Consider the following 23,827-nt stretch of genomic DNA (forward strand, 5'->3'; position numbering starts at 1 on the left):
CAACCAAAGTGGCCTTCTGCCAAGGACGTTGGATGTGAAACAAATCCAAAACGTCGGCAATCCGGCTTAGGCGATGCTCCGAATCATAGGGCGTGGATCACGTCCTACGGCAGGCGCGCGTGCGTTTGCTGTAGTGGTGCTCGGGGAGTTGCGTCAACAGCGGCAGAACGGAGTGATTGATGAGTTCATTGGCCACGGATCGCGTCGACCAATGTTCATCCGGCGAATTTTCGGCACAACCGTTTGCACTGTCACCCGCACAGACGGCTCTCTGGTACGCGCAGCGCATCCGGCCCGACGTACCGTTGACGATCTCCCAGTACGTCGAGATACACGGCGACCTGGACGAGGGACGGCTGCTGTACGCGATCGAGCGTTTCGGCGCCGAGACCCAGGTGGGTCAGCTGCGCTTGGTGGAGATCGATGGCACTCCGTATCAGATCGTGGATCCGGTGCACCGGCCGGGCTGGGTCCGTATCGACCTGCGTGGTGAAGCCGATCCGTACGCCGCGGCGCTGCGCTGGATGCACGAGCACACGAGTTCGCCGATCGATCTGGAACGCGACCCACTGACCTCCAACGCGGTCCTGCGGATCGGGGAGACCGACTACATCTGGTATTCGTTCGCCCACCACATCGTCATCGATGGTTACGGCGCGATGAACGCACTGACCCGTACCGCGGAGATCTACACCGCACTGGAGAACCGAACCGAGCCGGTCGCCTCGCGGGCGACTCCGCTGGCCGAGATCTACGCCGACGAGGCGCGCTACCACGACTCCAGCCGCTTCCAGAGCGATCGCGAGTACTGGGCAGGGCAGCTGTCGGGGGTGGGCGAGCCGGTGAGCCTGGGCGGGACCAGGCTCGGCGCCGCCACGCACGACGCCGGACGCAGGCTGGCCGCCGCCGTGCTGACCGACGAACACCATGCCGCGATCGAGGCGGCGACCAGCGCCTGGAACACGACCGATTCGGCGGTGTTCGTCGCGGCGCTGGCCGTCTACGTGCGGTCGGTGACGGGAAACCCGGACGTGGTCTTGAGCCTGCCGGTCTCGGCGCGCACCACGGTGTCGCTGCGCCGCTCGGCGGGCGTGGTGTCCAACGTCGTGCCGATCCGGCTGCGGTTCGACGAGTCCACCACGATCGGCGACCTGGTGAAAGTCGTCGAGCTGCAGATCACCGGCGCCCTGCGTCATCAGCGCTACCGGCACGACGACATCCGGCGCGACAGCGGTTACTCCCGCGACGCCCGCGGGTTCTTCGGTCCGATGGTCAACCTGATGCTGTTCCACGAGGAGCTGCGTTTCGGCAGCCTGGTCGGCTCCATGCACGTGCTGGCCACCGGCCCGGTGGAAGACCTCTCGGTCAACGTCTACAACGGCGCGGGCGGGCGCTTGCACGTCGACTTCGAAGCCAACCCCCGCCTCTACGGCGAGGCCGAGGTGAACGTGCATCACGCACGCTATCTGGACTTCCTCGGCCGGTTCCTGGCAGCTGAAGCGACGCAGCCCACCGAGTCGCTCGGCGCGATCACCCTGGCCGAGCGGGAACAGGTCCTGCACGGCTGGAACGCCACCGAGGCGACCCGGCAAGAAGGCACACTGGCGAGCCTCTTCGCCGAGCGCGTCGCGACCGACCCGGAGGCGATCGCGCTCGAATTCGGCGACGAGGCGCTGACCAACGCCGAACTCGACGCCCGCGCCAACCGCCTGGCTCGGCTGCTCATCGCGCGGGGCGCCGGACCCGACACGACGGTCGGTCTGTGCCTACGCCGCAGCCTCGACCTGGTGGTCGGCATGTACGCGATCATCAAGTCCGGGGCGGCGTACCTACCGCTGGACACCGAGCATCCGGCCGAGCGGATCGGGCAGATCGTCCGTCAGGCCGAGCCGCTGTGTGTGCTCACGGTGGCCCGCGACGAGATCGAACTGCCCGCGATCGCCACCCGGCTGGACATCGACTCCGCGCAGGCGTCCGCCTTCGACGACGCGCCGATCACCGACGCCGATCGCAGAGGCGAGTTACGCCCCGGCCACCTGGCCTACGTGATCTTCACCTCCGGATCGACCGGAAAACCCAAGGGCGTCGGTGTGACTCATGCCGCCATCGTCAACCGCCTGCGCTGGATGCAGCACGAGTATCCGCTCAGCCGCGCCGACGCGGTGCTGCAGAAGACCCCGGCGACCTTCGACGTCTCGGTCTGGGAGTTCTTCTGGCCCTTACAGATCGGCGCACGGCTGGTCGTCGCCGCGCCGGACGGGCACCGCGACCCGGAGTACCTCGCGCGGATCATCGCCCGCAAGCGCGTCACCACAGCGCATTTCGTGCCGTCCATGCTGTCGGTCTTCGTTACGGAGGCCGATCTGCGCGGTTGCACCAGTCTGCACCGGGTGTTCTGCAGTGGCGAGGCGCTGCCCGCCGCCACGGTGCGCGAGTTCTACGCGGCGTTACCCGCGTCCGAACTGCACAACCTGTACGGCCCCACCGAGGCCGCCGTGGACGTCACCTATTGGCCGTGCCCGCCCGACGCGAGCGCCGTGCCGATCGGTTCGCCGGTGTGGAACACCCAGACGTATGTGCTGGACGACCGGCTGCGGCCCGTTCCGCCCGGCGTGGTCGGCGAACTGTATCTCGCCGGGATCCAACTGGCTCGCGGCTACCTCGGACAGCCGCGGCTCACCGCCGACCGGTTCGTGGCCAACCCCTTCACCCCGGGCGCGCGGATGTACCGCACCGGCGACCTGGCCCGCTGGCAGATCGGCCGCTCCGGCGCGGAGCCGGGTGTGCTGGAATATCTGGGCCGCAGCGATTTCCAAGTCAAGATCCGCGGCCTGCGCATCGAACTCGGTGAGATCGAGGCCGCCCTGCTCGAAGACCCGAAGGTCGCTCGCGCGGTGTGCGTGGCGCACACCGGACGCGCCGGTGACGAGCTGGTCGCCTACGTCGTCGCCAGGCAGGAGCACGACGACGCCCGGCTGGACACCTCAGCGCTGCTCACCACCCTGCGCCATACGCTGCCCGGGTACATGGTGCCCTCCGCGCTGATGGAACTCGACGAGCTACCGTTGAGCGCCAACGGCAAGATCGATCGCAAAGCGCTGCCCGCTCCCGTGTTCGGGCCGCGTTCGATCCGGCCGATCGCCGAACCGCGCACCGAGGTCGAGCGAGTGCTCGCGGGCATCTTCGCCGAGGTCCTCGACACCGAGATCGGCATCCAGGACAACTTCTTCGATATGGGCGGCAACTCGCTCATCGCCGCTCGGGCGGTGGCCAGGATCAACGCCGCGCTCGGCACCGCGCTGAGCATCCGGGATCTGTTCGAGGCCGCCACGATCGACGCGCTCACCGAGCGGTTCGCCATGCAGACCACCGACGCGTCCTCACCGCGGCTGGCGCCGGCCGAGCGGCCGGAGCGGATTCCGCTGTCGCAGGCGCAGCAGCGGCTGTGGATCCTGAACCGGTTCTCCGAGCATGCCGCCGCGTACAACATGCCGCTGGCCGTCGCGGTGGAGGGACCCCTTGACGTGGCCGCGCTGCGGGCGGGTCTGGTCGATGTGATCGAGCGGCACGAGAGCCTGCGCACCACCTTCCCCGAATCGCCGGACGGGCCCTACCAGCTGATCCACCCGGCAGACGCGATCCCGCTGACGCTCGACCCGATCGATGTCACCGACGACGACGTGGCCGGGCTGGCGACCGAGTACGCCGGCTACGGCTTCGATCTACGCGCCCAGGCCCCGATCCGGGTTGCCCTCTACCGCACCGGAGCGCAGCGGCACGTCTTCCTCATCGTCCTGCATCACATCTGCGGTGACGGCTGGTCCATCGCGCCGCTGGCCAAGGATTTGATGACCGCGGTGGCGGCGCGTGCGAACGGTGTCGCGCCGCAGTGGACGCAGTTGCCGGTGCAGTATGCCGACTTCGCGCTGTGGCAGCGCGAATTGCTCGGCGAGGAATCCGATCCGGCCAGTGCGCTCAGCCGCCAGCTGACGCACTGGCGTTCGGCGCTGGCCGGGCTCCCCGAGCAACTCGACCTCCCCCTGGACCGCCCGCGTCCACTGCGCCGATCGACCGTCGGCGGCCGCGTCGAGTTCACCATTCCGGCGGAGATCCGCCGCGGCGCGATCGAGCTCGCGGCCAGCCGGGGCGTGAGCATGTTCATGGTGCTGCACGCGGCGCTGGCGACGCTGCTGTCGCGGTTGTGCGCGAGCGATGACATCGCCATCGGCACCCCGATCGCGGGCCGTTCCGATCCGGCGCTCGACGACTTGGTCGGCATGTTCGTCAACACGCTGGTTCTGCGCACCGCGGTCGACCAGGGATCCGGGTTCGACCGGATGCTCGACGTGGTGCGCGAGACCGACCTCAACGCCTTCGCCAACGCCGACGTGCCGTTCGAGCGGCTGGTCGAGGTGGCCAACCCGGAGCGTTCCCCCTCGCGCCACCCGCTGTTCCAGGTGATGCTGTCCTACGACCACGCGCCGGACCTGCGGATCGATCTGCCCGGTGTGCGTGCCGAAGTGCTGCCGATCGCCTCCGACGTCGCCAAGTTCGACCTGCAGCTGGTCGTGCACGACGACTCCGGCGACGGACCGCTGTCGGCCGAATTCGGCTATACGACCGATGTTTTCGACCGTTCCACGGTGCAGTCGTTCGCCCGCCGTTTCATCGCGGTGCTCGCCGGCGGCGTGGCCGCCCCCGAACTGCCGGTGGGCGACCTGCCGATCCTGGACCGCAGGGAAACCGAGAACCTGGTGCCCATCGGGGGCGCACCCGCCGAGCCGCCGATCACCCTGGCCACGTTGCTGACCGACACCGCACGCCGCGTGCCGGGCGCGGTGGCGGTGCGTTACCTCGGCGCCGACACCACCTACCGCCAACTCGACGAGCGCTCGAACACGCTGGCGCGCGCCCTCATCGACCACGGCGCCGGTCCAGAGACGGTCGTCGCGATCGCGCTGCCGCGCGGTCTCGACGCGATCACCGCAGTGTGGGCGGTCGCCAAAACCGGTGCGGCGTATGTGCCGATCGATCCGAACTACCCGGGCGAGCGAATCGCGCACATGATCGGTGACTCGGGCGCGATGGTGGGCCTGACCGATCCCGAATGCCTCGCGGCCATGCCCGCTTGGCCCACGGCGCGGGGCAAGCACCGCAAGGCCTACGTCGACTGGCTGGTTCTCGGCTCCGCGGAACTGACGGCAGAACTCCGAGGTCACTCGGCGGATCCGATCACCGACGAGGAACGGCACCATCCGCTGCGGGTGAGCCACCCGGCCTATCTCATCTACACCTCCGGCTCCACCGGCACGCCGAAAGCGGTGGTCGTCACCCACGCGGGCATCGCCTCCCTCGCCGGTGAGCAGAACCACCTGTTCGGCATCACGGACGCGGCGCGCACGCTGCACTTCTCCTCGCCCAGCTTCGACGCGTCGGTGCTGGAGATGCTGCTCGGTTTCGCCGCGGGCGCGACGATGGTGATCGCCCCCTCGGGCATGTACGGCGGCGCCGAGCTGGCCACACTGTTGCGCGAGGAGCGGGTCACCCACGCCTTCGTCACACCCGCCGCGCTGGCCACCGTGCCGAACGAGGGGCTCGACGAGCTGGCGACGGTCATCGTCGGCGGCGACGCCTGCTCGGAGGAACTCGTCGAGACCTGGACCGCCGGACATCGCATGCACAACATGTACGGTCCCTCGGAGGCCACCGTCGCGGCGACCGCGAGCGGGCCGATGGAGCCGGGCCGTCCGGTGCCGCTGGGGACGCCCGTGCGCGGCATGCGACTGTTCGTGCTGGACAACCGGTTGCACCCGGTCCCGCCCGGCACGCCGGGCGAGCTGTACGTGTCGGGTCCCGGTGTCGCGCGCGGCTACCACGGGCGTTGCGGCCTGACCGCGCAACGGTTCGTGGCCAACCCGCACGGCAGGCGCGGGGAGCGGATGTATCGCACCGGCGACCTGGTCGTCATGGAGCGGTCGGGGCAGCTGCGGTTCCTCGGACGCGCGGACGACCAGATCAAGATCCGCGGTTTCCGCATCGAACTGCGCGAGATCGACAACGTGCTGCGCCTGCATCCCGGTGTCCGGTTCGCGCTCACCGTGGTGCACACCGACGAGCACGGCCAGGTGCGGCTCGCGTCGTATGTCACGGCCGACCGTCCGGTGGAGGCGCGGGCGGTGCTGGAAACCGCGCGCAGGCGGCTGCCAGGCTACATGGTCCCGGCCTCGGTGGCCGTACTCGACGAGATCCCGGTCACTCCCGCGGGCAAGCTGGACCGAAAGGCGTTGCCGGAACCGGTGTTCGCGGCCGCCGGGACGTCTCGCGCGCCGAGCACGGCACTGGAGCTGGCCGTGGCAGGCGTGTTCGGCGGGGTGCTCGGGCGCCCGGTCACCGGAGCCGAGGACAGTTTCTTCGACCTCGGCGGCAACTCGCTACTGGCTACCCGGCTCGCCGCCGCGCTACACGCGGAGTTCGGTGTGGAGCTGCCGGTACGGTCGATCTTCGAGGCGCCCACGGTCGCCGGGATCGCCGCGCATGTGGACCGAGCGCCCCGGACGCGGCGGCCGGCGCTGGCGGTGCGGACGCCGCGTCCGGGACGTATCCCATTGTCGCTGCCGCAGCAGCGTCTGTGGTTCCTCAACCGCTTCGCGCCCGAATCGAGTGCCTACAACATCGCTTTCGTGATCCGCGTCGCCGGAGATCTGGACGTGCCCGCGCTGCGGGAGGCGCTCACCGACGTGCTGCGACGACACGAGGTGCTGCGCACCGTCTTCCCGGAGGACGCCGAGGGCGCACAGCAGGTCGTGCTTCCGGTCGAGCGGGCCGTGCCGGATCTGACGGTCACCGACATCGACGACTCCGGCGCGAAGGACGCGCTGGAGTCGTTGGCGCACAACGGATTCGATCTCACCAAGCAGACGCCCGTGCGTCTGGCGCTGCTGCGCACCGCGCCCGAGCGTTACCTGCTCGGCGTGGTGGTGCACCACATCGCCGCCGACGGCTGGTCGCTCGGTCCGCTGACCAGGGACCTCGCTGTCGCGTACGCGGCGCGGCACGAGGGAGATGCCCCGTCGTGGACGCCGCTGCCGGTGCAGTACGCCGACTTCGGGCTCTGGCAGCGTGCCTGCCTGGGCTCCGAAGACGACCCCGGCAGTGTCGCGGCGACCCAGCTGGAGTACTGGCGTACCGCGCTGGCCGGCATCCCCCACCAGCTGCCGCTGCCCTATGACCGGCCGCGTCCCTCGGAGCCGACGCAGCAGGCCGGGACGGTGCGCTTCGCGGTGCCGGAGCAGCTGCGGCGCGGGCTCGCCGCGCTGGCAGGCGAACAGGGCGTCAGCACGTTCATGGTGCTGCGTTCGGCGTTCGCGGTGCTGCTGCGCTGCGTCACCGGCGGTCGCGACATCGTGATCGGCACACCGGTGGCGGGCCGTACCGACACCAAGCTCGACGACCTGGTGGGCATGTTCGTGAACACGCTGGTGCTGCGTTCGGACGTGGACCCGGACCGCAGCTTCGCCGATCTGCTGCGCGCCGACCGGGACACCGAGCTGGCCGCGATGGCGCACGCCGACATTCCGTTCGAGCGCATCGTGGAGGAACTCGGCGCGGAGGCCCGCTCCTCGGGTCGTCACCCGCTGTTCCAGGTGGCGCTGAGCGTGCAGGACGGCCCGGTGCCGGCACTGCAACTGCCCGGCCTCGCGCTGCGCGCGGAGCCGTTGGACATCGCGCTGGCGAAATTCGACTTGGAGCTGCGCGTCTCCAACGACGCGGGTGGCCCGGGATCCGTCTCGGGCGATCCGGAGAGCGTTTTCGAATTCGTCTACGCCACCGAGCTTTTCGACGCGATGACGATCGAGACGCTGGCGGACCGGTTCTTACGCGTGCTCACGGCCGTCACCGGTGACCCGCGCGTACTGGTCCGCGACGTCGACGCGCGCACCGACCACGAGCACCGCACCCTCGCCCCGGCGCGGGGCGGGCAGGCGGCACCGCCGTGCACGCTGGCCGCGTACTTCACGGCTACCGCGCAGCGGTATCCGCACAACACGGCGCTGCGCGCCGGCACGGCATCGCTCACCTACTCCGAGCTCGACCGGCGCTCGAACCGCCTGGCGCGTGCGCTGATCGCGCGCGGACTCGGCCCCGGGACGCGTGTCGCGCTGGGGCTCGTCCGCTCGATCGACTCGGTGGTGACGATGCTGGCGGCGGCGAAGTCCGGCGCGGCGTTCGTCCCGGTCGACCCGAAGTACCCACCCGACCGGATCCAGCACATGCTCACCGACTCCGGCTGCGCGATCGGCGTCACGGTAGCGGCGCATGTGGAGCAGCTGCGCGCGGGCGCCCCCGCTGGAGGACACACCGAGTGGCTGCTGCTGGACCGTCCCGAGTTCGCCGCCGAACTCGACGGCCACGACGACGCGCCGATTCACGATAGCGAACGCTCGCGCACCATCCAGGTCGCCGATCTGGCCTACCTGATCTACACCTCGGGATCCACCGGAAAGCCCAAGGGCGTCGCGGTGACCCACAGCGGCCTGTCCAACCTGGCCGACGAGATCCGCGACCGCATCGGCGTCGACGAGTATTCCCGCACATTGCACTTCGCCTCGCCGAGTTTCGACGCGGCGATCCTGGATCTGCTGATCGCGTTGGGCGCGGGCGCGGCGATGGTGATCTGCCCGACCGACATCTACGGCGGCGACGAACTGGCCGCGCTGATGGACCGCGAGCAGGTCTCCCACGGCTTCATGACGCCGGCCGCGCTGGCCACCATCGATCGCGAACAGTGGCCGCTGCCGCACATGCGTGCGCTCCTGGTCGGCGGTGAGGCGGTGGCGCCGGACCTGGTGGCGCGCTGGGCGCCGGGCCGCGTGATGTGCGATGTGTACGGACCCACCGAGACCACGGTCGTCATCACCATGTCCGGTCCCCTGCGGGTCGGCGAACCGATCAGCATCGGCAGCCTGGTGCGTGGCGCTCGAGGATTGGTGCTCGACGAGCGGCTGCGCCCGGTGCCGGTCGGCGTTCCCGGCGAGTTGTACCTCGCGGGGCACGGTGTCGCGCGCGGTTACTTCGACCGGTTCGGTCTCACCGCCGCACGTTTCGTGGCCGATCCGTACGGCCCGGCGGGAGCCAGGATGTACCGGACCGGGGACGTGGTGCGCTGGAGTGCTTCCGGCGAGCTGGCCTACCTCGGCCGCAGCGACCACCAAGTGAAACTGCGCGGTTTCCGCGTCGAACTCGGCGAGGTCACCGCCGTGCTCGGCGAACACCCGTCCGTGCGGTTCGCGCACACCGAGGTGCGCCGCATCGCGGGCGCCGACCGGATCATCGCCTACGTCCAGCCGGCCGACCGCACGGCCGGGGTGGACCCCGAGGCGGTGCGCGCCTCCGTCGCGCGACGGCTGCCCGCGCACATGGTGCCCGCGGGCATCACCGTGCTGGACACGATCCCGCTGACGCCGGTCGGGAAGCTGGATGTCAGCGCATTGCCCGAGCCCCGATTCCTCGCGCACCCCACCGGTCGCGAGCCCCGGACCGAAACGGAGGGTTTGGTCGCCGCGGTGATGGGTGAGCTCGTCGGCGCCGCGGACGTGCGCGCCGACGACAGCTTCTTCGACATCGGCGGCAACTCGTTGCTGGCCACGCAGCTCGTCGCCCGGCTGGCCGCGGCGACGAACGTGCGACTGGCCGTGCGCACGGTGTTCGCCACGCCGACGGTCGCCGGGCTCGCCGAGTTGCTGGACGCGGGCGCCGAGTCCGACGCCGACCGCCCCGCGCTGGTGCGCAGGCAACGTCCGGAGCGCATCCCGCTGTCGGCCGCGCAACGGCGACTGTGGTTCCTCAACCGTTTCAACGCCGGTGGCGGCTCGGCCCCGGGACAGTCGGCCGGCGCCTACAACGTCCCGCTCGTGCTGCGCATGACCGGCAGCTTGAACGTAGACGCTCTCATTCGCGCACTGCACGCGGTGCAGGCCAGGCACGAGACCCTGCGCACGGTGTTCCCGGAGAGCGACGGCGCACCCGCCCAGGTCGTCCTCGATCCGGCCGAAGCGGCGATCTCGCTGTCGCGGGCGACGGTGCGGCCGGAGCAAGTGGAGGGCATCGTACGGCGTTTCGCCGCACCGGGGTTCGATCTGGCCGCGGCCGTTCCGATCCGGGCGGCACTGATCTCGGTGTCGACCGGCGGCGACGAGCCCGTGGAGCCCGCCGAGCATGTTCTGGTCGTGGTCGTGCACCACATCGCGATGGATGGCTGGTCGCTCGAGCCGATGGCCGCCGATGTCGCCGTCGCTTACCGCGCGGCCTGCGGCGGTAACGCGCCGGACTGGGCGGAGCCGGAGGTCCAGTACGCCGATTACACGCTGTGGCAGCAGGACGTGCTCGGCAGCGAGGACGACCCGGACTCGGCGGTGAGCAAGCAGCTGGACTACTGGCGGCACACTCTCGACGGCATCCCCGAGTTGCTGACCGTACCGGCCGACCGGCCGCGTCCGCCTGCTCCGTCCTACCGGGGCGGCACGGTGGAGTGCGCGGTGGACCCGGTCACCCACCGCGAATTGCAGGCGATCGCGGGCGGCAACAACGTCAGCTTGTTCATGGTCCTGCACGCCGCGCTCGCGGTGCTGCTGCACCGCATGACGGCTACCGACGACATCATCGTCGGCACCCCGATCGCGGGCCGCGGTCACCCCGCCCTGGACCGGCTGGTCGGCATGTTCGTCAACACGCTGGTGCTGCGCACCCGCCTCGACCCCGGCGCACGGTTCACCGACCTGCTGCACGCGGTGCGCGAAACCGATCTGGACGCCTTCGCCCACGCGGACCTGCCGTTCGAGCGTCTCGTGGAGGTGCTCAACCCGGCCAGATCTCAGGCGCACCATCCGATGTTCCAGGTGATGCTGTCGGTGCGCAACGAGCCGGTCGGCGGGCTGGACCTGCCCGGACTGCGCATCGAGGCGGCTGACATCGACACGGGAGTCGCCAAGTTCGATCTCCAGTTCACGTTGACCGAAACGCAGACCGCGCAGCGCGATCCGGCCGGCATCACCGTGGCGGTGAACTATGCGAAGGATCTGTTCGACGAGTCGACCGCGCAGCGGCTCGGCAAGCGGCTGACCCGGTTGCTCGCCGCGATCGCCGCGAGCCCGACGACCGCGGTGGGCGATCTGGAACTGCTCGACCCCGCCGAGTGGTCGGGCCTGGCGCCGGTACGCGGTGGCAAACCGGACCGGCCGATCACCTTCCCCGAGGTGTTCGAGCAGGCGGCGAGCGTCGACCGCGCCGCGGTCGCCCTGGTCTCCGACGGTACCGAGGTGACCTACGGCGCCCTGGATCGCTGGACGAACCGGCTGGCGCGGGTGCTCATCGCCCGTGGGGTCGGTCCGGAAACTCTGGTGGCGCTCGGCATCCCGCGATCGGTCGAGTCGGTGGCGACGGTGCTCGCTGTGGCCAAGGCCGGAGCGGCGTTCGTGCCGGTCGACCCGTTGTACCCGCAGCAGCGCATCGCGCACATGCTGTCGGATTCCGGTGCGGCGCTGGGCATCACGCTGTCGGGCTACCGCAACGAGCTGCCCGAGGGCACGGAGTGGATCGTGCTCGACGATCCGGACTTCCGCGGGCTGGTGCTGGACGCGCCGGACGAGCCGATCGCCGAGACCGAGCGCCTCGCCCCGCTGCGGATCGACAACCCGGCGTACGTGATCTACACCTCCGGCTCCACCGGCACGCCGAAGGGCGTGATGGTTACCCACGGCGGGTTGTCGAACTTCGCCGCCGAGACGGCGTCCCGGTTCGACGTCCAGCCGGGGTGCCGCGTACTGCACTTCGCCACGCCGAGCTTCGACGCCGCGATGCTCGATCTGCTGCTGTCCCTCGGCGGCGCTGCCACTCTGGTGATCACGCCCACCGGCGTGGTCGGCGGCGATGACCTGCGACGGGTCTTCGCCGAGGAGCGGATCACCCACGCGTTCATCACCACCTCCGCCCTCGGCACGGTCGACCCCACCGGACTCGACGAGTTGCAGCACGTGCTGGTCGGCGGTGAGGCGCTGCCGCCGGATCTGGTGACCAGGTGGGCGCCCGGCCGCAGCCTGTACAACGTCTACGGCCCCACCGAGACGACCATCGTCACGGTCATCTCACAGCCGATGACGCCGGGTGGGCCGATCACCATCGGCGGCCCCATCCGTGGCGTCAACGCGGCGATCCTGGACGCGCGACTGCATCCGGCTCCGATCGGAGTGACCGGGGAGTTGCACCTGGCCGGTGACGCTCTCGCCCGTGGCTACCTGAATCGTCCTGGTCTGACCGCCCAGCGGTTCGTCGCCAACCCCTTCGGCAAGCCGGGGGAGCGGATGTACCGCACCGGCGATCTGGTGCGCTGGTGGGCAGGGACGCGCGAGAACGGGTCGGCGGACGCCGCGCACGAGATCGAGTACGTCGGCCGCACCGACCATCAGGTCAAGATCCGCGGTTTCCGTATCGAACTCGGTGAGATCGACGCCGCGCTCGCCCGCCATGGCGCGGTGGCCTTCTCCACCACCATCGGGCATGGCACCCCGGCGGGCGCGACGGCGCTGGTGTCGTACGTCAAGGCCCGCGACGGCGTGACACTCACCGCGGCCGAGTTGACCGGGCACCTGGCCCGGCTGGTGCCGAACTACATGGTTCCGCAATCGATCATGCTGCTCGACGAGGTGCCGCTGAGCCCGGTGGGCAAACTGGACCGCGCCAAGCTGCCGGAACCGGTGTTCACCACGGGTGAGGGCTACCGCGCCCCGTCCACCCCGACGGAGCAGGCGCTGTGCGCGGCCTTCGCCGAGGTACTCGGTGTCGAGTCGGTGGGCGTGGACGACGGGTTCTTCGAACTCGGCGGCAACTCCCTGCTGGCCACGAAAGTGGTTGCGCACGTCCGGGAAACCGGCATCGACCTGCCGGTGCAGCTGATGTTCGGCGACGCGACGCCCGCGGCCATCGCGGCGCGGCTGGACGGTGAAGGCGCGACCTCGGGCGCCGCGGTGGCGGCGATGCTGGCGCCGGTGCTGCCGATCCGGCCGAGTACCGCGGCAAGCCCGGCGCCGCTGTTCTGCGTGCACCCGGCGATCGGATTGGCATGGTGCTATTCGGGGTTGCTCGCGCACCTGCCGTCGGACCGCCCGGTGTACGGCTTGCAGGCTCCGCATGTCGCGGGAGAGGCCGGGCACGAGTCGATCGCCGAGGCCGCGAGCCACTACGTGGCCCGGATCAAGGAAATCCAGCCGCAGGGGCCCTACCACTTGCTCGGCTGGTCACTCGGCGGACTGATCGCGCAGGAGATGGCGGTGCAGCTGCAGGAAGCCGGCGAGGAGGTCGCGCTGCTGTCGATGATGGACAGCTACCGGCTGTCGGACGCATTGCTCGAGGAGGCGACCCCGAGCGTGGCCGAGATCGTCGGGGAGTTCGGCAGCGACGAACTCGACGGGGAGATCGATCCGGGCATGAGCCTGCGCGACGCGGCCGAACTGCTGCGCGCGCGTTCCGGGCCGTTCGCGGCGCTGACCGTCGAACATCTGGAGCGGCTCTACGCCGGCTACGAGAACGGCACCGTGCTCGCGCACAGCTTCCGGCCCCGTGCGTTCGACGGTGACCTGTTGTTCTTCACCGCGGGCGACGACCCGGTCAACCGGGCCGATCCGGATCGGCGCGCCGAGGCATGGCAGCCGTACATCACCGGCGCGGTCCATGACTACGAGCTGCGCTGCGGGCATTCCGCGATGACCACACCCGAGGCGCTGGCCGAGATCGGGCCGGTGCTGTCGAGGTGGCTGGAGACGAAGGAGACGCACCGGTGAGTCTGGCGGTGGAGGTAACCGGCCTGGTGAAGAACTATGGCCGGGTCCGCGTGCTGGACGAGGTCGACCTACGTATTCCCACCGGCACCGTGATGGGCTTGCTCGGCCCGAACGGCGCGGGCAAGACGACGACCGTGCGGATCGTCACCACGCTGCTGAAGCCATCCGCCGGGTCGGTGCGGGTAGCGGGCATCGATGTGCTGCGTGACCCGGCGGCGGCGCGCAAACGGATCGGGCTGTCCGGTCAGTACGCCGCCGTGGACACCAACCTGTCCGGCTACGAGAACCTGCGTATGGTGGCTCGCCTGTACGGGATGTCCCCGAAACAGGCGAGCGCCCGGGCCACCGAACTGCTCGATGCCCTCGGGCTGGACTATGCCGCGCACCGCAGGGCCGGAACCTACTCCGGCGGCATGGCCCGGCGGCTCGACCTCGCGGGTGCGCTGGTCGCCCGGCCGTCCGTGGTAGTACTGGACGAGCCGACCACCGGGTTGGACCCGCGCGGCAGGCTGGACATGTGGAAGGTGATCGGCGACCTCGTCGATGACGGCACCACGGTGCTGCTCACCACGCAGTATCTGGAAGAGGCGGACCTGCTGGCCGATCGGATCACCGTCATCGACCACGGGCGCGTGATCGCGCGCGGCTCGGCCGACGAGCTGAAGACCTCGATCGGTGGTGACCGGCTCACCGTCACCCTGGCCGCCGGGCAGGCCGCCGCGCCCGCGCTGGCGGTGTTGGCGCAGATCGGCGTCGGCGAGCCCGCGCACGAGGCAGGCACCGAGGAGGTGTCGGTGGTGGTCGGCGACGGCTCGCGCACCATGGTGGAGGCGCTGCGCAGGCTGGACGACGCGGGCGTCTGCGTCGTCGACGCGAACGTGCACCGGCCCAGCCTCGACGACGTATTCCTTTCCCTCACCGGCAAGCCGGGCAGCGCGCCGGCCATGGCACCGGAAAACCACGACCTACCAGAGGAGATCATGTCGTGAGCACGGCAATGGTCGGGGAACAAGCCCCGACGGCGGAGCCGGAGCCGAGAAAAGACGCGGCGCAGCGGGATTCCGGCCCGCGGCTGCGGCTGTTCCGGGACAGCGCGATCGTCGCCCACCGCAATCTGCTGACCATCCTGCGCGTGCCCACCCTGCTGGTGACGGCCACGATCCAGCCGTTGATGTTCGTGTTCCTGTTCGCCTATATCTTCGGCGCCTCGCTCGGCGGTGGGCAGTACCGGGAATTCCTGCTCGCGGGCATCTTCACCCAGACGGTCGCGTTCAACGCCGCGTTCACCACCGTCGGGCTCGCCGGCGACCTGCAGAAGGGCATCATCGACCGGATGCGGGCGCTACCGATGTCGCGGTTGGCCGTGCTGATGGGCCGCACGCTGTCGGACCTGGTGGTCAACATTCTCAGCTTGGCCGTGATGGTCGGGTGCGGGTACGTCGTCGGCTGGCGCATCCACGGCAGCGTCACCGACGCGGTGCTGGCGTTCGCCGTGATCCTGCTCTTCGCGTTCGCGATGTCCTGGATCGGCGCGCTGACCGGCTTGCTGTCACCGACAGTGGAAGTGGCGCAGAGCGCGGGGCTGATCTGGCTGTTCCCGCTGACGTTCATCTCCTCGGCGTTCATCTCGGCCGAGACCCTGCCCGGGCCCCTGCGCACGATCGCCGAATGGAATCCGATCACCGCGGTGTCGGCGGCGGGACGCAAGCTGTTCGACAACGACTCGCCGCCCACTTTCGTCCCGCCCAGCGGCTGGGCCGCCGACCACTGTGTCGAATACGCGGTGGCCTGCTCGGTGGCGATCCTCGCGGTGGCCGTGCCGCTGGCGCTGCTGCGTTATCGCAAGGTGGCGAGCCACTGACGGGCGAGTGACGACACGAACAGCGAACGGCCGCCGCATCGAGAAGATGCGGCGGCCGTTTCCGTATCAGCGGGCCGTCAGGCGCGGCGGCGGGTCTTGAGCAGTTCGAGGCGCTCCTTGAGCAGCTCCTCGAGCTCCTCCTTGCTGCGGCGCTCCAGCAGCATGTCCCAGTGCGTGCGCGGCGGCTTGACCTTCTTGGCCTCCTGCGTGGTGCCCTCGATCAGCACGCCCTCCTGGCCGTTGCGGCACAGCCAGGTCGGCGGGATCTCGGCGTCGTCGGCGAAGGGGACGTCGAATTCCTCGCCGTTGTCGGTCCGGTACCGGGCGATCCGACGCGGAGCCAGGTCGTGGTCGCGATCGGTCTCGTAGCTCACCGCTCCGAGCCGACTGCCTCGGAGTACGCGATCTGCCATGGTGTGCCTCTCCCTGTGTGCTCGAGTCTTCGTGCGCTGCGACCGTGTCCGCACGAGTGCGCGGTGCGCTCGCCGGACCTGAAGTACAACGATCGGGCCTGCGCCGATAGTTCCCGACGCGGCCGCGGTGAACCGTTCCATTGTAGTGCCCTGGTCGCGGCAGGCTCGTCACGCCCGGCGCCGGGTGATTCGCGGGGGTCGCTGAGCGGATGGCGGGCGGCGAGCTACTAGTGTTCAGCGTCATGTCGCGCCGCTTGTCCTGCCAGTGGTGTGGGCGGGAGATCGTGGAATCGGAGGCCGGCCGCCGTCGCCGGTACTGCCGTCAGTCCTGTCGCCAACGCGCCTACGAACACCGCAACAGTCTGAAGGGAACCGGGATTCCCGACGACGCGGTGGTGCTCAGCGCCCAGGAGGCCGCCGACCTGGCCGATCGCTGGTTCGCCGCCCGCTGCGCCGCCGAGGACGTCGCCATCGCCATCGACGAGGGGGCGACGCCCGAGGAGCTGGCGGCGCTGGGCAAGACCCTGGTCGCGCTCACCCGCGACGCGGAACGTCTGCGCTGACCGGCTCCCTCGACCTCCGGCGGTGCGCGCCGCCGGTAGCACGGTGGCGTAGATAGACCGCGCCGAGCAGCGCTGCGACAGTCGTGGCGAGCCCGCAGCCGGCGAGCCAGGTCGCGGTGTCCGGGTGGACCAGCGACTGCGCGCGCATCGCCTGCCAGAAGACCAGCGCCAGCAGTCCCGCGTAACCGGCCGCCAGTACACCGACGACCGCGGTGCGGGCTCGCTCCGGGCGCAGCCAGCGATAGCGCGGAGCCAGCCAGGCGAGGGTGACGGCCGTGAGCAGCAGAATCTGAATGCCGTGCAGTCCGACGAAGTGCGGAACGCGCAGGTCACCGCCGACGGTGCTCCAGTGCGTGATCGGCATGCCGCCCATGGCGTCGCGCGGCGCGAGATCGCTCGCGTCGGGCACGACCGTGTGGCCGGCGGCCAGTTCGACGATCCGTCCGTCGCTGTCGCGCACGAGCTGCTTACCGGTGAATCCCATCAGGTAGCCCAGCGCCATACCGACGACGGCCAGCGCCAGGCCGGCGTGGATGGCTCGTGCCGTCGGCCGGTCCACCAAGCGCTGCCAGGACAGAATGAGCACGATCACGAGGTTGGCGAGGAAGAGGCCGGGCACGCCGGAGGCAAAGATCACCTGCCCGATCGAGTTCACCGGGTCGTCCTCGGTGTTGAAATGGCTGAACGTGCCGCGTGCGGCCTGCAAGACGATGAAACCGACATCGACGAAACCGGTCACCGCGAACACCGTGCCCAGCCACCAGGTGGCGCGGCTACCCTTGTGCGGCAACGACAGCAGCCAGGCCAGGGTGAGGCTGTAGAGGAAGAACGCCGAGCCGAATTTCATCGGCTTGAGCCAGACGGATTCGCCCAGCAGTGTGCGGTCGTCGACCAGCATCGCCGCGAGTGAGAACAGGACGAGCGCGGCCATCGCGGCGACCGTGCCCAGCAGCGGGCGATGCAGTCGCCCGCGCATCGCTACCTTCGTACTCGCGCCCTGCCGCGGCGCCGACGACCCGTCCCGTGGTGCGGCGGCGAAATGTGTTGTGGACATGGACCGAACGTAGGAATCGCCGACCCTCGTGAGCGTCCCGCCGCGGCGCTATTCGCCTCTAGTACCACGGTATCGGCTACCGGCACGGGCGATACCGCGGAACCGTCGCAGGTTGGCGCAGCGTCGAGAATTCGCATCGATAAACCTGACATCGCATGTACCCAACATGGTGGTAACCATGTTACTGTCTGGTTCGTGCTTGTTGTGACCGAAGCCATAGCAAGTACCTATCGTGATGCAGGCCACTCCCGCTGATGCCGGGGCGATACCGATGGAGAGTTGTCGATGTACGAACCGGGATCGGTGGCATGCACGACTCGAGCGGCCACTGCGGCCCGGCTCGTTCCGCGCCGACGCCGGCCATAGCGCTCGGCCGATCGAGCCTGCTCGAACCGCCATCTCGCCGAATCGGCTACCCCGCTGCGCTCGTCGGTCTCGGCGACCTCGCAGCACCCGAATAAAGCGCTCGGTGAAGCTTTCGACGAGCGAGTTCACGGCGTGCCTTGCGGTATGCCCACCATGAAGGATCCCTGATGACAAGAATCTCGCGCCGCTCACTGTTGACCGGCGTCGCCGCGGTCGGCGCCGCGGCTCTCGGTGCTCGTTCGATGGCTGCGCCCGCCGCCGCCCAGGTGAACAACGTTCCGTTGACTCGTGAAGAGCACCGTGTGGTGGTTGTCGGTTCGGGTTTCGGTGGTGGTGTCAGCGCCCTGCGCCTCGCTCAGGCGGGGGTGCCGGTGACCGTGCTCGAACGGGGCCTGCGCTGGAGGACCGGGCCGAACGCCGAGACTTTCCCACGAGCGTCCTCGCCCGACAAACGACTGCTGTGGTGCCGATCCAGCTCGAATCTGTTCGGCCGTCCGATGGTGTTCGAACCCTACACCGGCCTGGTCGAAGCGGTGCCGGGGGAGAATATGACCGCGCTGTGCGCGGCGGGCGTGGGTGGCGGTTCTCTTGTCTATCAAGGGATGTCGCTGCAACCGAGCCGGGAGGTGTTCGATACCCACTTCCCGCAAGAACTCGACTGGGCGTTGATGGACCGGGTTCATTACCCGCGCGTGGCCGGGATGCTCGGCCTTGCCGAGGCCCCCGACGAGCTGATCGCCAGCGAGAATTACCGGGCGGCGAGGGTGTTCGCCGATCGTGTCCGTCGGGCGGGCATGCCGTTGTCGAAGATCCCGATGCCCATCGACTGGGATTTCGCGCTCGCCGAACTGCGCGGGGAGATGAAAGCGTCCTACACCAACGGCGACGGCGCGATGGGCGTCAACAACGGCGGCAAGCATTCGGTCGACGTCACCTACATCGCGGCCGCCGAAGCCACCGGTCGGGTGCGGGTGGAGACCTTGCACGAGGTGACCGACGTGGAACGGGCTTCCGACGGCCGCTGGATCGTGCATGTGCAACGGCTGGACACCACCGGCGCGGTGGTCGAGCACAAGGTTCTGACCACCGGCGCGCTGATCCTGGCGGCGGGCAGTCTCAATACCACCCGGCTGCTGGTGCGTGCCGGGGCCAAGGGGCTCATCCGGGATCTGCCCGACGGATTGGGACAAGGCTGGGGTACCAACGCCGACCGCATCTACGTCTGGACCGATCCCTCGGCCGAGTTCGGCGCCCCGCAAGGCGGCCCGGTGGTCTACGGCAGCAAGAACTGGGACGACCCGCACGCCGCCCACACCGTGATCCAGGCCTCCATCCCGCCCCTGTCGCTGGACGCTCGCAGCACCATGATGGTCGGATACGGTGTCAGCGACGGACGCGGCGGCTTCACTTACGATTCGGCACGCGACGACGCGATCCTGCACTGGCCCGCCGGCGGTGACAGCTACATCCAGGACAATCACATCGGCCCCGCCGTCCACAAGATCGCCGGTCCGGACGGCATGCTGATCGATACCAACGCCTTGTTCCCCTCGACCTGGCATCCGCTCGGCGGGGCGAGCATGGGCGCGGTCTGCGATCTCGACGGACGCGTCCACGACCAACCCGGACTCTACGTGCTCGATGGAGCGCTGATGCCGGGTAACACCGCGGCGTGCAACCCGTCGATGACGATCGCCGCCGTCGCCGAACGCGCGTTGGACAATATCGTCGCCCGCGACCTCGGCAACCGCATCTGACCGGCGAACTGTCAGGGAAGAGGTCATGATCATGAAACGTTTCGCTCTCGGCGTTGCGCCGAGTTCGGCCGGCGTCGCCACCGACACGCGGAGGCAGGTGCGTGCCTACAGGTTCGGTGCGACGCTGGTCGCGGCTGTCCTGCTCACGGTCGGCGTCGAGGCGGCGACGCCTGCGGTGGGCCGGGGACAACCCTCCGGGTGCGGCGGGGAACATCATCACTCCGCATCTGGGTGGGTCGCGGCTGCGTGTGCGCCTGACCAACCGGTTCGGGCCGACACCGGTCACATTCGAGCGGGTGAGCATCGCAGACCAGGTATCGGGCGCGGCGGTGGCGAACATCGTTCCGGTGCTGTTCGACGGCCGGGCATCGATCACCCTGCCTCCCGGAGCCGATGCCGTCAGCGATCCGGTGTCCTTCACCGTCGCGGCGTTCGCCCCGGTGGCGGTGAGTATCTACGTTCCCGATGCGGCGGGGCCGCCGACCGAGCACTGGAACGCCAACGCCACCTCGTTCTACTCTCCGACCGGTAGCGGTGATCTCACCGGGCGGGCAGACGCCGACGGATTCTCCTCGCAGACCGGTTCCTGGCTGTATGTCGCCGCTCTGGACGTACTGGCCGCCGCCGATACCCGCGCGGTGGTGGCATTCGGCGATTCCATCACCGACGGATTCGTGGGGGCGACCGCTTTGAGTGTGCCGGTCGACCGCGGGGTCGCCGACACCAACGGACGCTATCCCGACATGCTGCAGCGTCGTCTGGACAGCGCGGGTATTCCGATCTCGGTGGTCAACGCCGGAATCGGCAGCAATCGCGTGCTCACCGGTGGTGAGCCACTATTTCTCGGCCCGAGCGGGCTGGCACGCTTCGAACGTGACGCGCTCGCTGTGTCCGGTGTGGGCGGGGTTCTCGTGCAGGAAGATATCAACGATCTCGGGCTGCCACCGCCTGCCGATGCCACTCGGATGATCGCCGGGTACGAGGAACTCATCACCGCCGCCCACCGTCACGGCAAGAAGATCTGGCTGGGGACACTGCTGCCCGCCTCCGACGCCCTTGTCGACGGCGTCCTCCTGGCATCACGCAGCGAGATCGAGCGGCAGCAGATCAACACCTGGATGCGCACCCAGAACCTCGCCGACGGCATCGTCGACTTCGACGCCGCCATGCGCGACCCCGCCAACCCATCCGTGCTCCGAGGAGCCTATTCCAGCCCGGATCGCCTGCACCCCAGCCTCGCCGGCTATCGGGCGATGGCCGACGCCATAGACCTCGCCCTGCTCGACGACGCGCTGACCTCTACTTGCTGAGAATTCGCCCATCCGCCCGCGCTGTGCCGGTGCGGGCGTGGAGCACGTCTGGGGTGTCGTCCGCACGGCGCGGTCGCGAACACGAGGTCGCGGGTGGGTGTTCTCGGGATGCGAAGAAATGGGCCGTGAACGCGTCGTTGCGTTCACGGCCCGTCGCGGGCGACGGCTCTGCCGCCGAGTCGGTTCGCAAGCCCCTCATGTCCCGCGAACGAGAGGGATCAGTCCTCCGGGGCGTGCCCGACGTCGATGCCGCGCTGGGCCAGCCACGGCTGCGGATCGATCGGTACGCCGCCGGGAAGGTGGACCTCGTAGTGCAGATGCGGGCCGGTGGAGTACCCACGGTTGCCGACCGTCGCGATGACGTCGCCCGCGCGGACCGGCTGGCCGACGGCGGCGAGGATGTCGTTGACGTGGCCGTAGACGCCCACGGTGCCGTCATCCTGTTGCACGCGCACCCACAGCCCGAAGCCGGAAGCGGGACCGGCCTCGATCACGACGCCGTCGGTGACCGCGGCGATCGGCGCGCCGAGCGGGTCGCCGAAGTCCAAGCCCGCGTGCATCGTGCCCCAGCGCGCGCCGTAGTTCGAGGTGAGCACCCCGCCGACGGGCCGGACGGTCTTAGGGCGCGCGAAATTCTGCGCGAGGCGATTCGGATCCCAGGCCTCCGGCGCCGGGGCGGCGTGCGGAGCTTGCGTTTCGTGCGGGGCGAAGAGAGCGAATTGAGCCATGCCCTCTGCCGGGCGGATCTCGCCGGAGGCGATTTTCCCCGCGACGAGGCGGGCGGACGCGTCGGCGTCCTGGTCCTGCTGTGCCGCGGCGAGGATGCCGAGGGAGGCGGTGACGACCGCGGAGGCGGCGACCACGCGGGTGGCGGCGTGATTGCGGCGGAACCGGGTCACGCCGCGACGGATCGGTAACGGAAAGGTCACGGGCATGGGAACGAACGTACGGCAGCCGTGTACCCCGCTCGCAATCTTGTGGCAACCGTCACGGGCGGATAAACGCCCAGTTCGACGGTCACGAAGAGGTAACGGATCGTCGCGGTTTTCAGCGCGAACTGGGAAAACGATGTCTTACCCAGGAGTTGACCAGCAAAACGTCAGTTGACCAGACTGTGTGAGTGGCGACTAATGGAGTGCGCGCCCTGACCGCTCTGGCGGACCCGACCCGTCGCGCGATCTTCGAGGCCCTGCCGCAGGCCCCGCGCTCGGTGGGCGAACTCGCGCGAGAAGTCGGCGTGACCAGTTCGGCGGTCTCGCAGCACCTGCGCGTGCTGCGTGCGGCGCGGCTGGTCATGATGCGGGCGGAAGGCAACCGCAGGCTCTACTCCCTGGACCCGCGCGGCCTCGCCGATGCGCGCGACTATCTCGAACAGTTCTGGCCGAGTGCGATCGCTGCCTATTCGGCGGCGCTGCGCAGTGCCGCGACAACCGCCTGAATGCGGTGGGAGCGCGCACTTCCCCGAGTGACCGTCATCCCCGGGTGGCTTCGGGACGGCGGTGGCGGCGTCAGCCGACGCGCCGATACGCCGTCTTGCGCCGCTCGGTGCCCGTGCCGGGCCAGTTGCGCTTGCCCAGTTGCTTGTCGACGGCCTCGATCACCTCGCTGACCCCGATCTGCAACAGGCCGGGGTCGGGGGTGTCGGCGTCCGGGTCGCCGATCCGGCCGCTCCACAGCACGGCGTGCCTGCCCAGCAGGTGGGACGGCGGACCCGCCCACCGTGGCGGTGTGGGGCCGAACAGGAGGACGGTGCGGGTGCCGAACGCCGTGGCGAGGTGCGCTACGCCGGTGTCCCCGCAGATCACCAATGCGGCCTCGGCGACGGTGGCGGCCAGATCGATGAGGCTCTGCTCTCCGGCCAGCACGCGGCCGATCGGCAGCCCGGCCCGTGCGGCGATGCCCAGCGCGAGTTCGCGCTCGTATTCGTCGCCGGTGAGCACCACTTCGCGCCCGAGCACCAGCAGATGTCGCACGACCGCGGCGAAACGATCCGGGGGCCAGCGGCGGGCCGGTGCGCCCGCGCCGACGTGGACGACAACGCAGTCGCGACGGCTGGTCGTCGAAACCGGCGGAACCAGTCCTAGGTTGCGGCGATCCGCGCCGATGCCGTCGTATTGCAGCAGGTGACACCAGCGGTCCACATCGTGCATGTCCGGCTCCCATTCGGGGCCGGACACCTCGGGGAACGCCGAGTTGCGGAAGGACAGGATGCGCCCGGGCTGGGTCTTGGACAGCGCGACGAGGCTTTCGGGGCTCGCGCCGTGCAGGTTGACCGCCAATTCGGGCGGGGGAGCGTTCCAGCGCAGGGTGCCCAGTTCGGCCGTCGGCAACAGCGCGTCGACCGACGCGATCAGATCGACGATCGGCTTGAGCCGCTGGGGGGCCGCCAAGACGATGCGATCGTGCGGTTTGGCCCGGCGCAGCGCCCGTAAAGCCGGGACCGCGGTGAGTAGATCACCCAGCCCACGCGCCTGCAACACGAGCAGAACCGCCACCCTCTTCTCCTAGCCACCCGAGTCTCACCGAACCCCGACCCACCCGTGCAGCCCAGGGGCGCCGACGAAGAGTCACTCAGTACTGACTACCCGACCGCTCCGACGGCGAAACGTGAACAACGGGCAACACCGTGGTGCTGAGCCGAGCGAGCACGGAGAGACGCGGTAGGCAAATG

11 protein-coding genes are annotated in these 23,827 nt (G+C 69.5%); 7 read left to right on the plus strand and 4 right to left on the minus strand.

The annotated features are described in order from the left end of the window. Nucleotides 1-179: 179 nt before the first annotated feature. From K8O92_21940 to K8O92_21950, 3 genes are all read left to right on the plus strand, one after another. On the plus strand, nucleotides 180-13,832 hold the full coding sequence (locus K8O92_21940; GenBank protein ID UAK30559.1) for an amino acid adenylation domain-containing protein: 13,653 nt from the start codon (nucleotides 180-182) through the stop codon (nucleotides 13,830-13,832). Beyond that, nucleotides 13,829-14,821, plus strand: coding sequence for an ATP-binding cassette domain-containing protein (locus tag K8O92_21945; protein ID UAK30560.1), 993 nt, complete (start codon nucleotides 13,829-13,831; stop codon nucleotides 14,819-14,821). The genes K8O92_21940 and K8O92_21945 overlap by 4 nt, the downstream gene beginning before the upstream one ends. Before the next feature lie 89 nt (nucleotides 14,822-14,910). After that, on the plus strand, nucleotides 14,911-15,693 hold the full coding sequence (locus tag K8O92_21950) for an ABC transporter permease (protein UAK35871.1): 783 nt from the start codon (nucleotides 14,911-14,913) through the stop codon (nucleotides 15,691-15,693). A gap of 77 nt (nucleotides 15,694-15,770) precedes the next feature. Here the strand turns inward: K8O92_21950 and K8O92_21955 are convergent, their stop codons facing one another. Then, on the minus strand, nucleotides 15,771-16,106 hold the full coding sequence (locus K8O92_21955) for an RNA polymerase-binding protein RbpA (GenBank protein UAK30561.1): 336 nt from the start codon (nucleotides 16,104-16,106) through the stop codon (nucleotides 15,771-15,773). A 242-nt stretch (nucleotides 16,107-16,348) separates the two neighbouring features. Between K8O92_21955 and K8O92_21960 the strand changes: the two genes are divergently transcribed. Further along, complete coding sequence (locus tag K8O92_21960) at nucleotides 16,349-16,669, plus strand: hypothetical protein (GenBank protein UAK30562.1); 321 nt, start codon at nucleotides 16,349-16,351, stop codon at nucleotides 16,667-16,669. Here K8O92_21960 and K8O92_21965 read toward each other — a convergent pair. Beyond that, a complete protein-coding gene (locus tag K8O92_21965; GenBank protein ID UAK30563.1) occupies nucleotides 16,641-17,723 on the minus strand; it encodes a hypothetical protein in 1,083 nt (360 codons plus the stop codon). The two genes, K8O92_21960 and K8O92_21965, sit on opposite strands and share 29 nt — an antisense overlap. Before the next feature lie 533 nt (nucleotides 17,724-18,256). On the opposite strand from K8O92_21965, the gene K8O92_21970 reads away from it, so the two are divergent. After that, on the plus strand, nucleotides 18,257-19,846 hold the full coding sequence (locus K8O92_21970) for a GMC family oxidoreductase N-terminal domain-containing protein (GenBank protein ID UAK30564.1): 1,590 nt from the start codon (nucleotides 18,257-18,259) through the stop codon (nucleotides 19,844-19,846). A gap of 296 nt (nucleotides 19,847-20,142) precedes the next feature. Further along, the gene (locus K8O92_21975) at nucleotides 20,143-21,156 is read left to right on the plus strand and encodes a GDSL family lipase (GenBank protein UAK30565.1); all 1,014 of its coding nucleotides are present in this window, start codon (nucleotides 20,143-20,145) and stop codon (nucleotides 21,154-21,156) included. 218 nt (nucleotides 21,157-21,374) lie between these two features. Here the strand turns inward: K8O92_21975 and K8O92_21980 are convergent, their stop codons facing one another. After that, a complete protein-coding gene (locus tag K8O92_21980) occupies nucleotides 21,375-22,091 on the minus strand; it encodes a M23 family metallopeptidase (protein ID UAK30566.1) in 717 nt (238 codons plus the stop codon). 185 nt (nucleotides 22,092-22,276) lie between these two features. On the opposite strand from K8O92_21980, the gene K8O92_21985 reads away from it, so the two are divergent. Next, a complete protein-coding gene (locus tag K8O92_21985) occupies nucleotides 22,277-22,594 on the plus strand; it encodes a metalloregulator ArsR/SmtB family transcription factor (GenBank protein ID UAK30567.1) in 318 nt (105 codons plus the stop codon). Nucleotides 22,595-22,664: 70 nt separating this feature from the next. Here the strand turns inward: K8O92_21985 and K8O92_21990 are convergent, their stop codons facing one another. Next, complete coding sequence (locus K8O92_21990) at nucleotides 22,665-23,651, minus strand: glycosyltransferase family 9 protein (protein UAK30568.1); 987 nt, start codon at nucleotides 23,649-23,651, stop codon at nucleotides 22,665-22,667. Nucleotides 23,652-23,827 lie beyond the last annotated feature (176 nt).

Source organism: Nocardia asteroides (assembly GCA_019930625.1).
GTDB classification, from domain to species: domain Bacteria; phylum Actinomycetota; class Actinomycetes; order Mycobacteriales; family Mycobacteriaceae; genus Nocardia; species Nocardia sputi.

Excerpts from the sequence above, each read along its gene's own strand:
- K8O92_21940 (UAK30559.1), top strand. The coding sequence starts at position 180 with ATGAGTTCATTGGCCACGGATCGCGTCGACCAATGTTCATCCGGCGAA.
- K8O92_21960 (UAK30562.1), top strand. The coding sequence starts at position 16,349 with ATGTCGCGCCGCTTGTCCTGCCAGTGGTGTGGGCGGGAGATCGTGGAA.
- K8O92_21965 (UAK30563.1), bottom strand. The coding sequence starts at position 17,723 with ATGTCCACAACACATTTCGCCGCCGCACCACGGGACGGGTCGTCGGCG.
- K8O92_21970 (UAK30564.1), top strand. The coding sequence starts at position 18,257 with ATGACAAGAATCTCGCGCCGCTCACTGTTGACCGGCGTCGCCGCGGTC.
- K8O92_21955 (UAK30561.1), bottom strand. The coding sequence starts at position 16,106 with ATGGCAGATCGCGTACTCCGAGGCAGTCGGCTCGGAGCGGTGAGCTAC.
- K8O92_21980 (UAK30566.1), bottom strand. The coding sequence starts at position 22,091 with ATGCCCGTGACCTTTCCGTTACCGATCCGTCGCGGCGTGACCCGGTTC.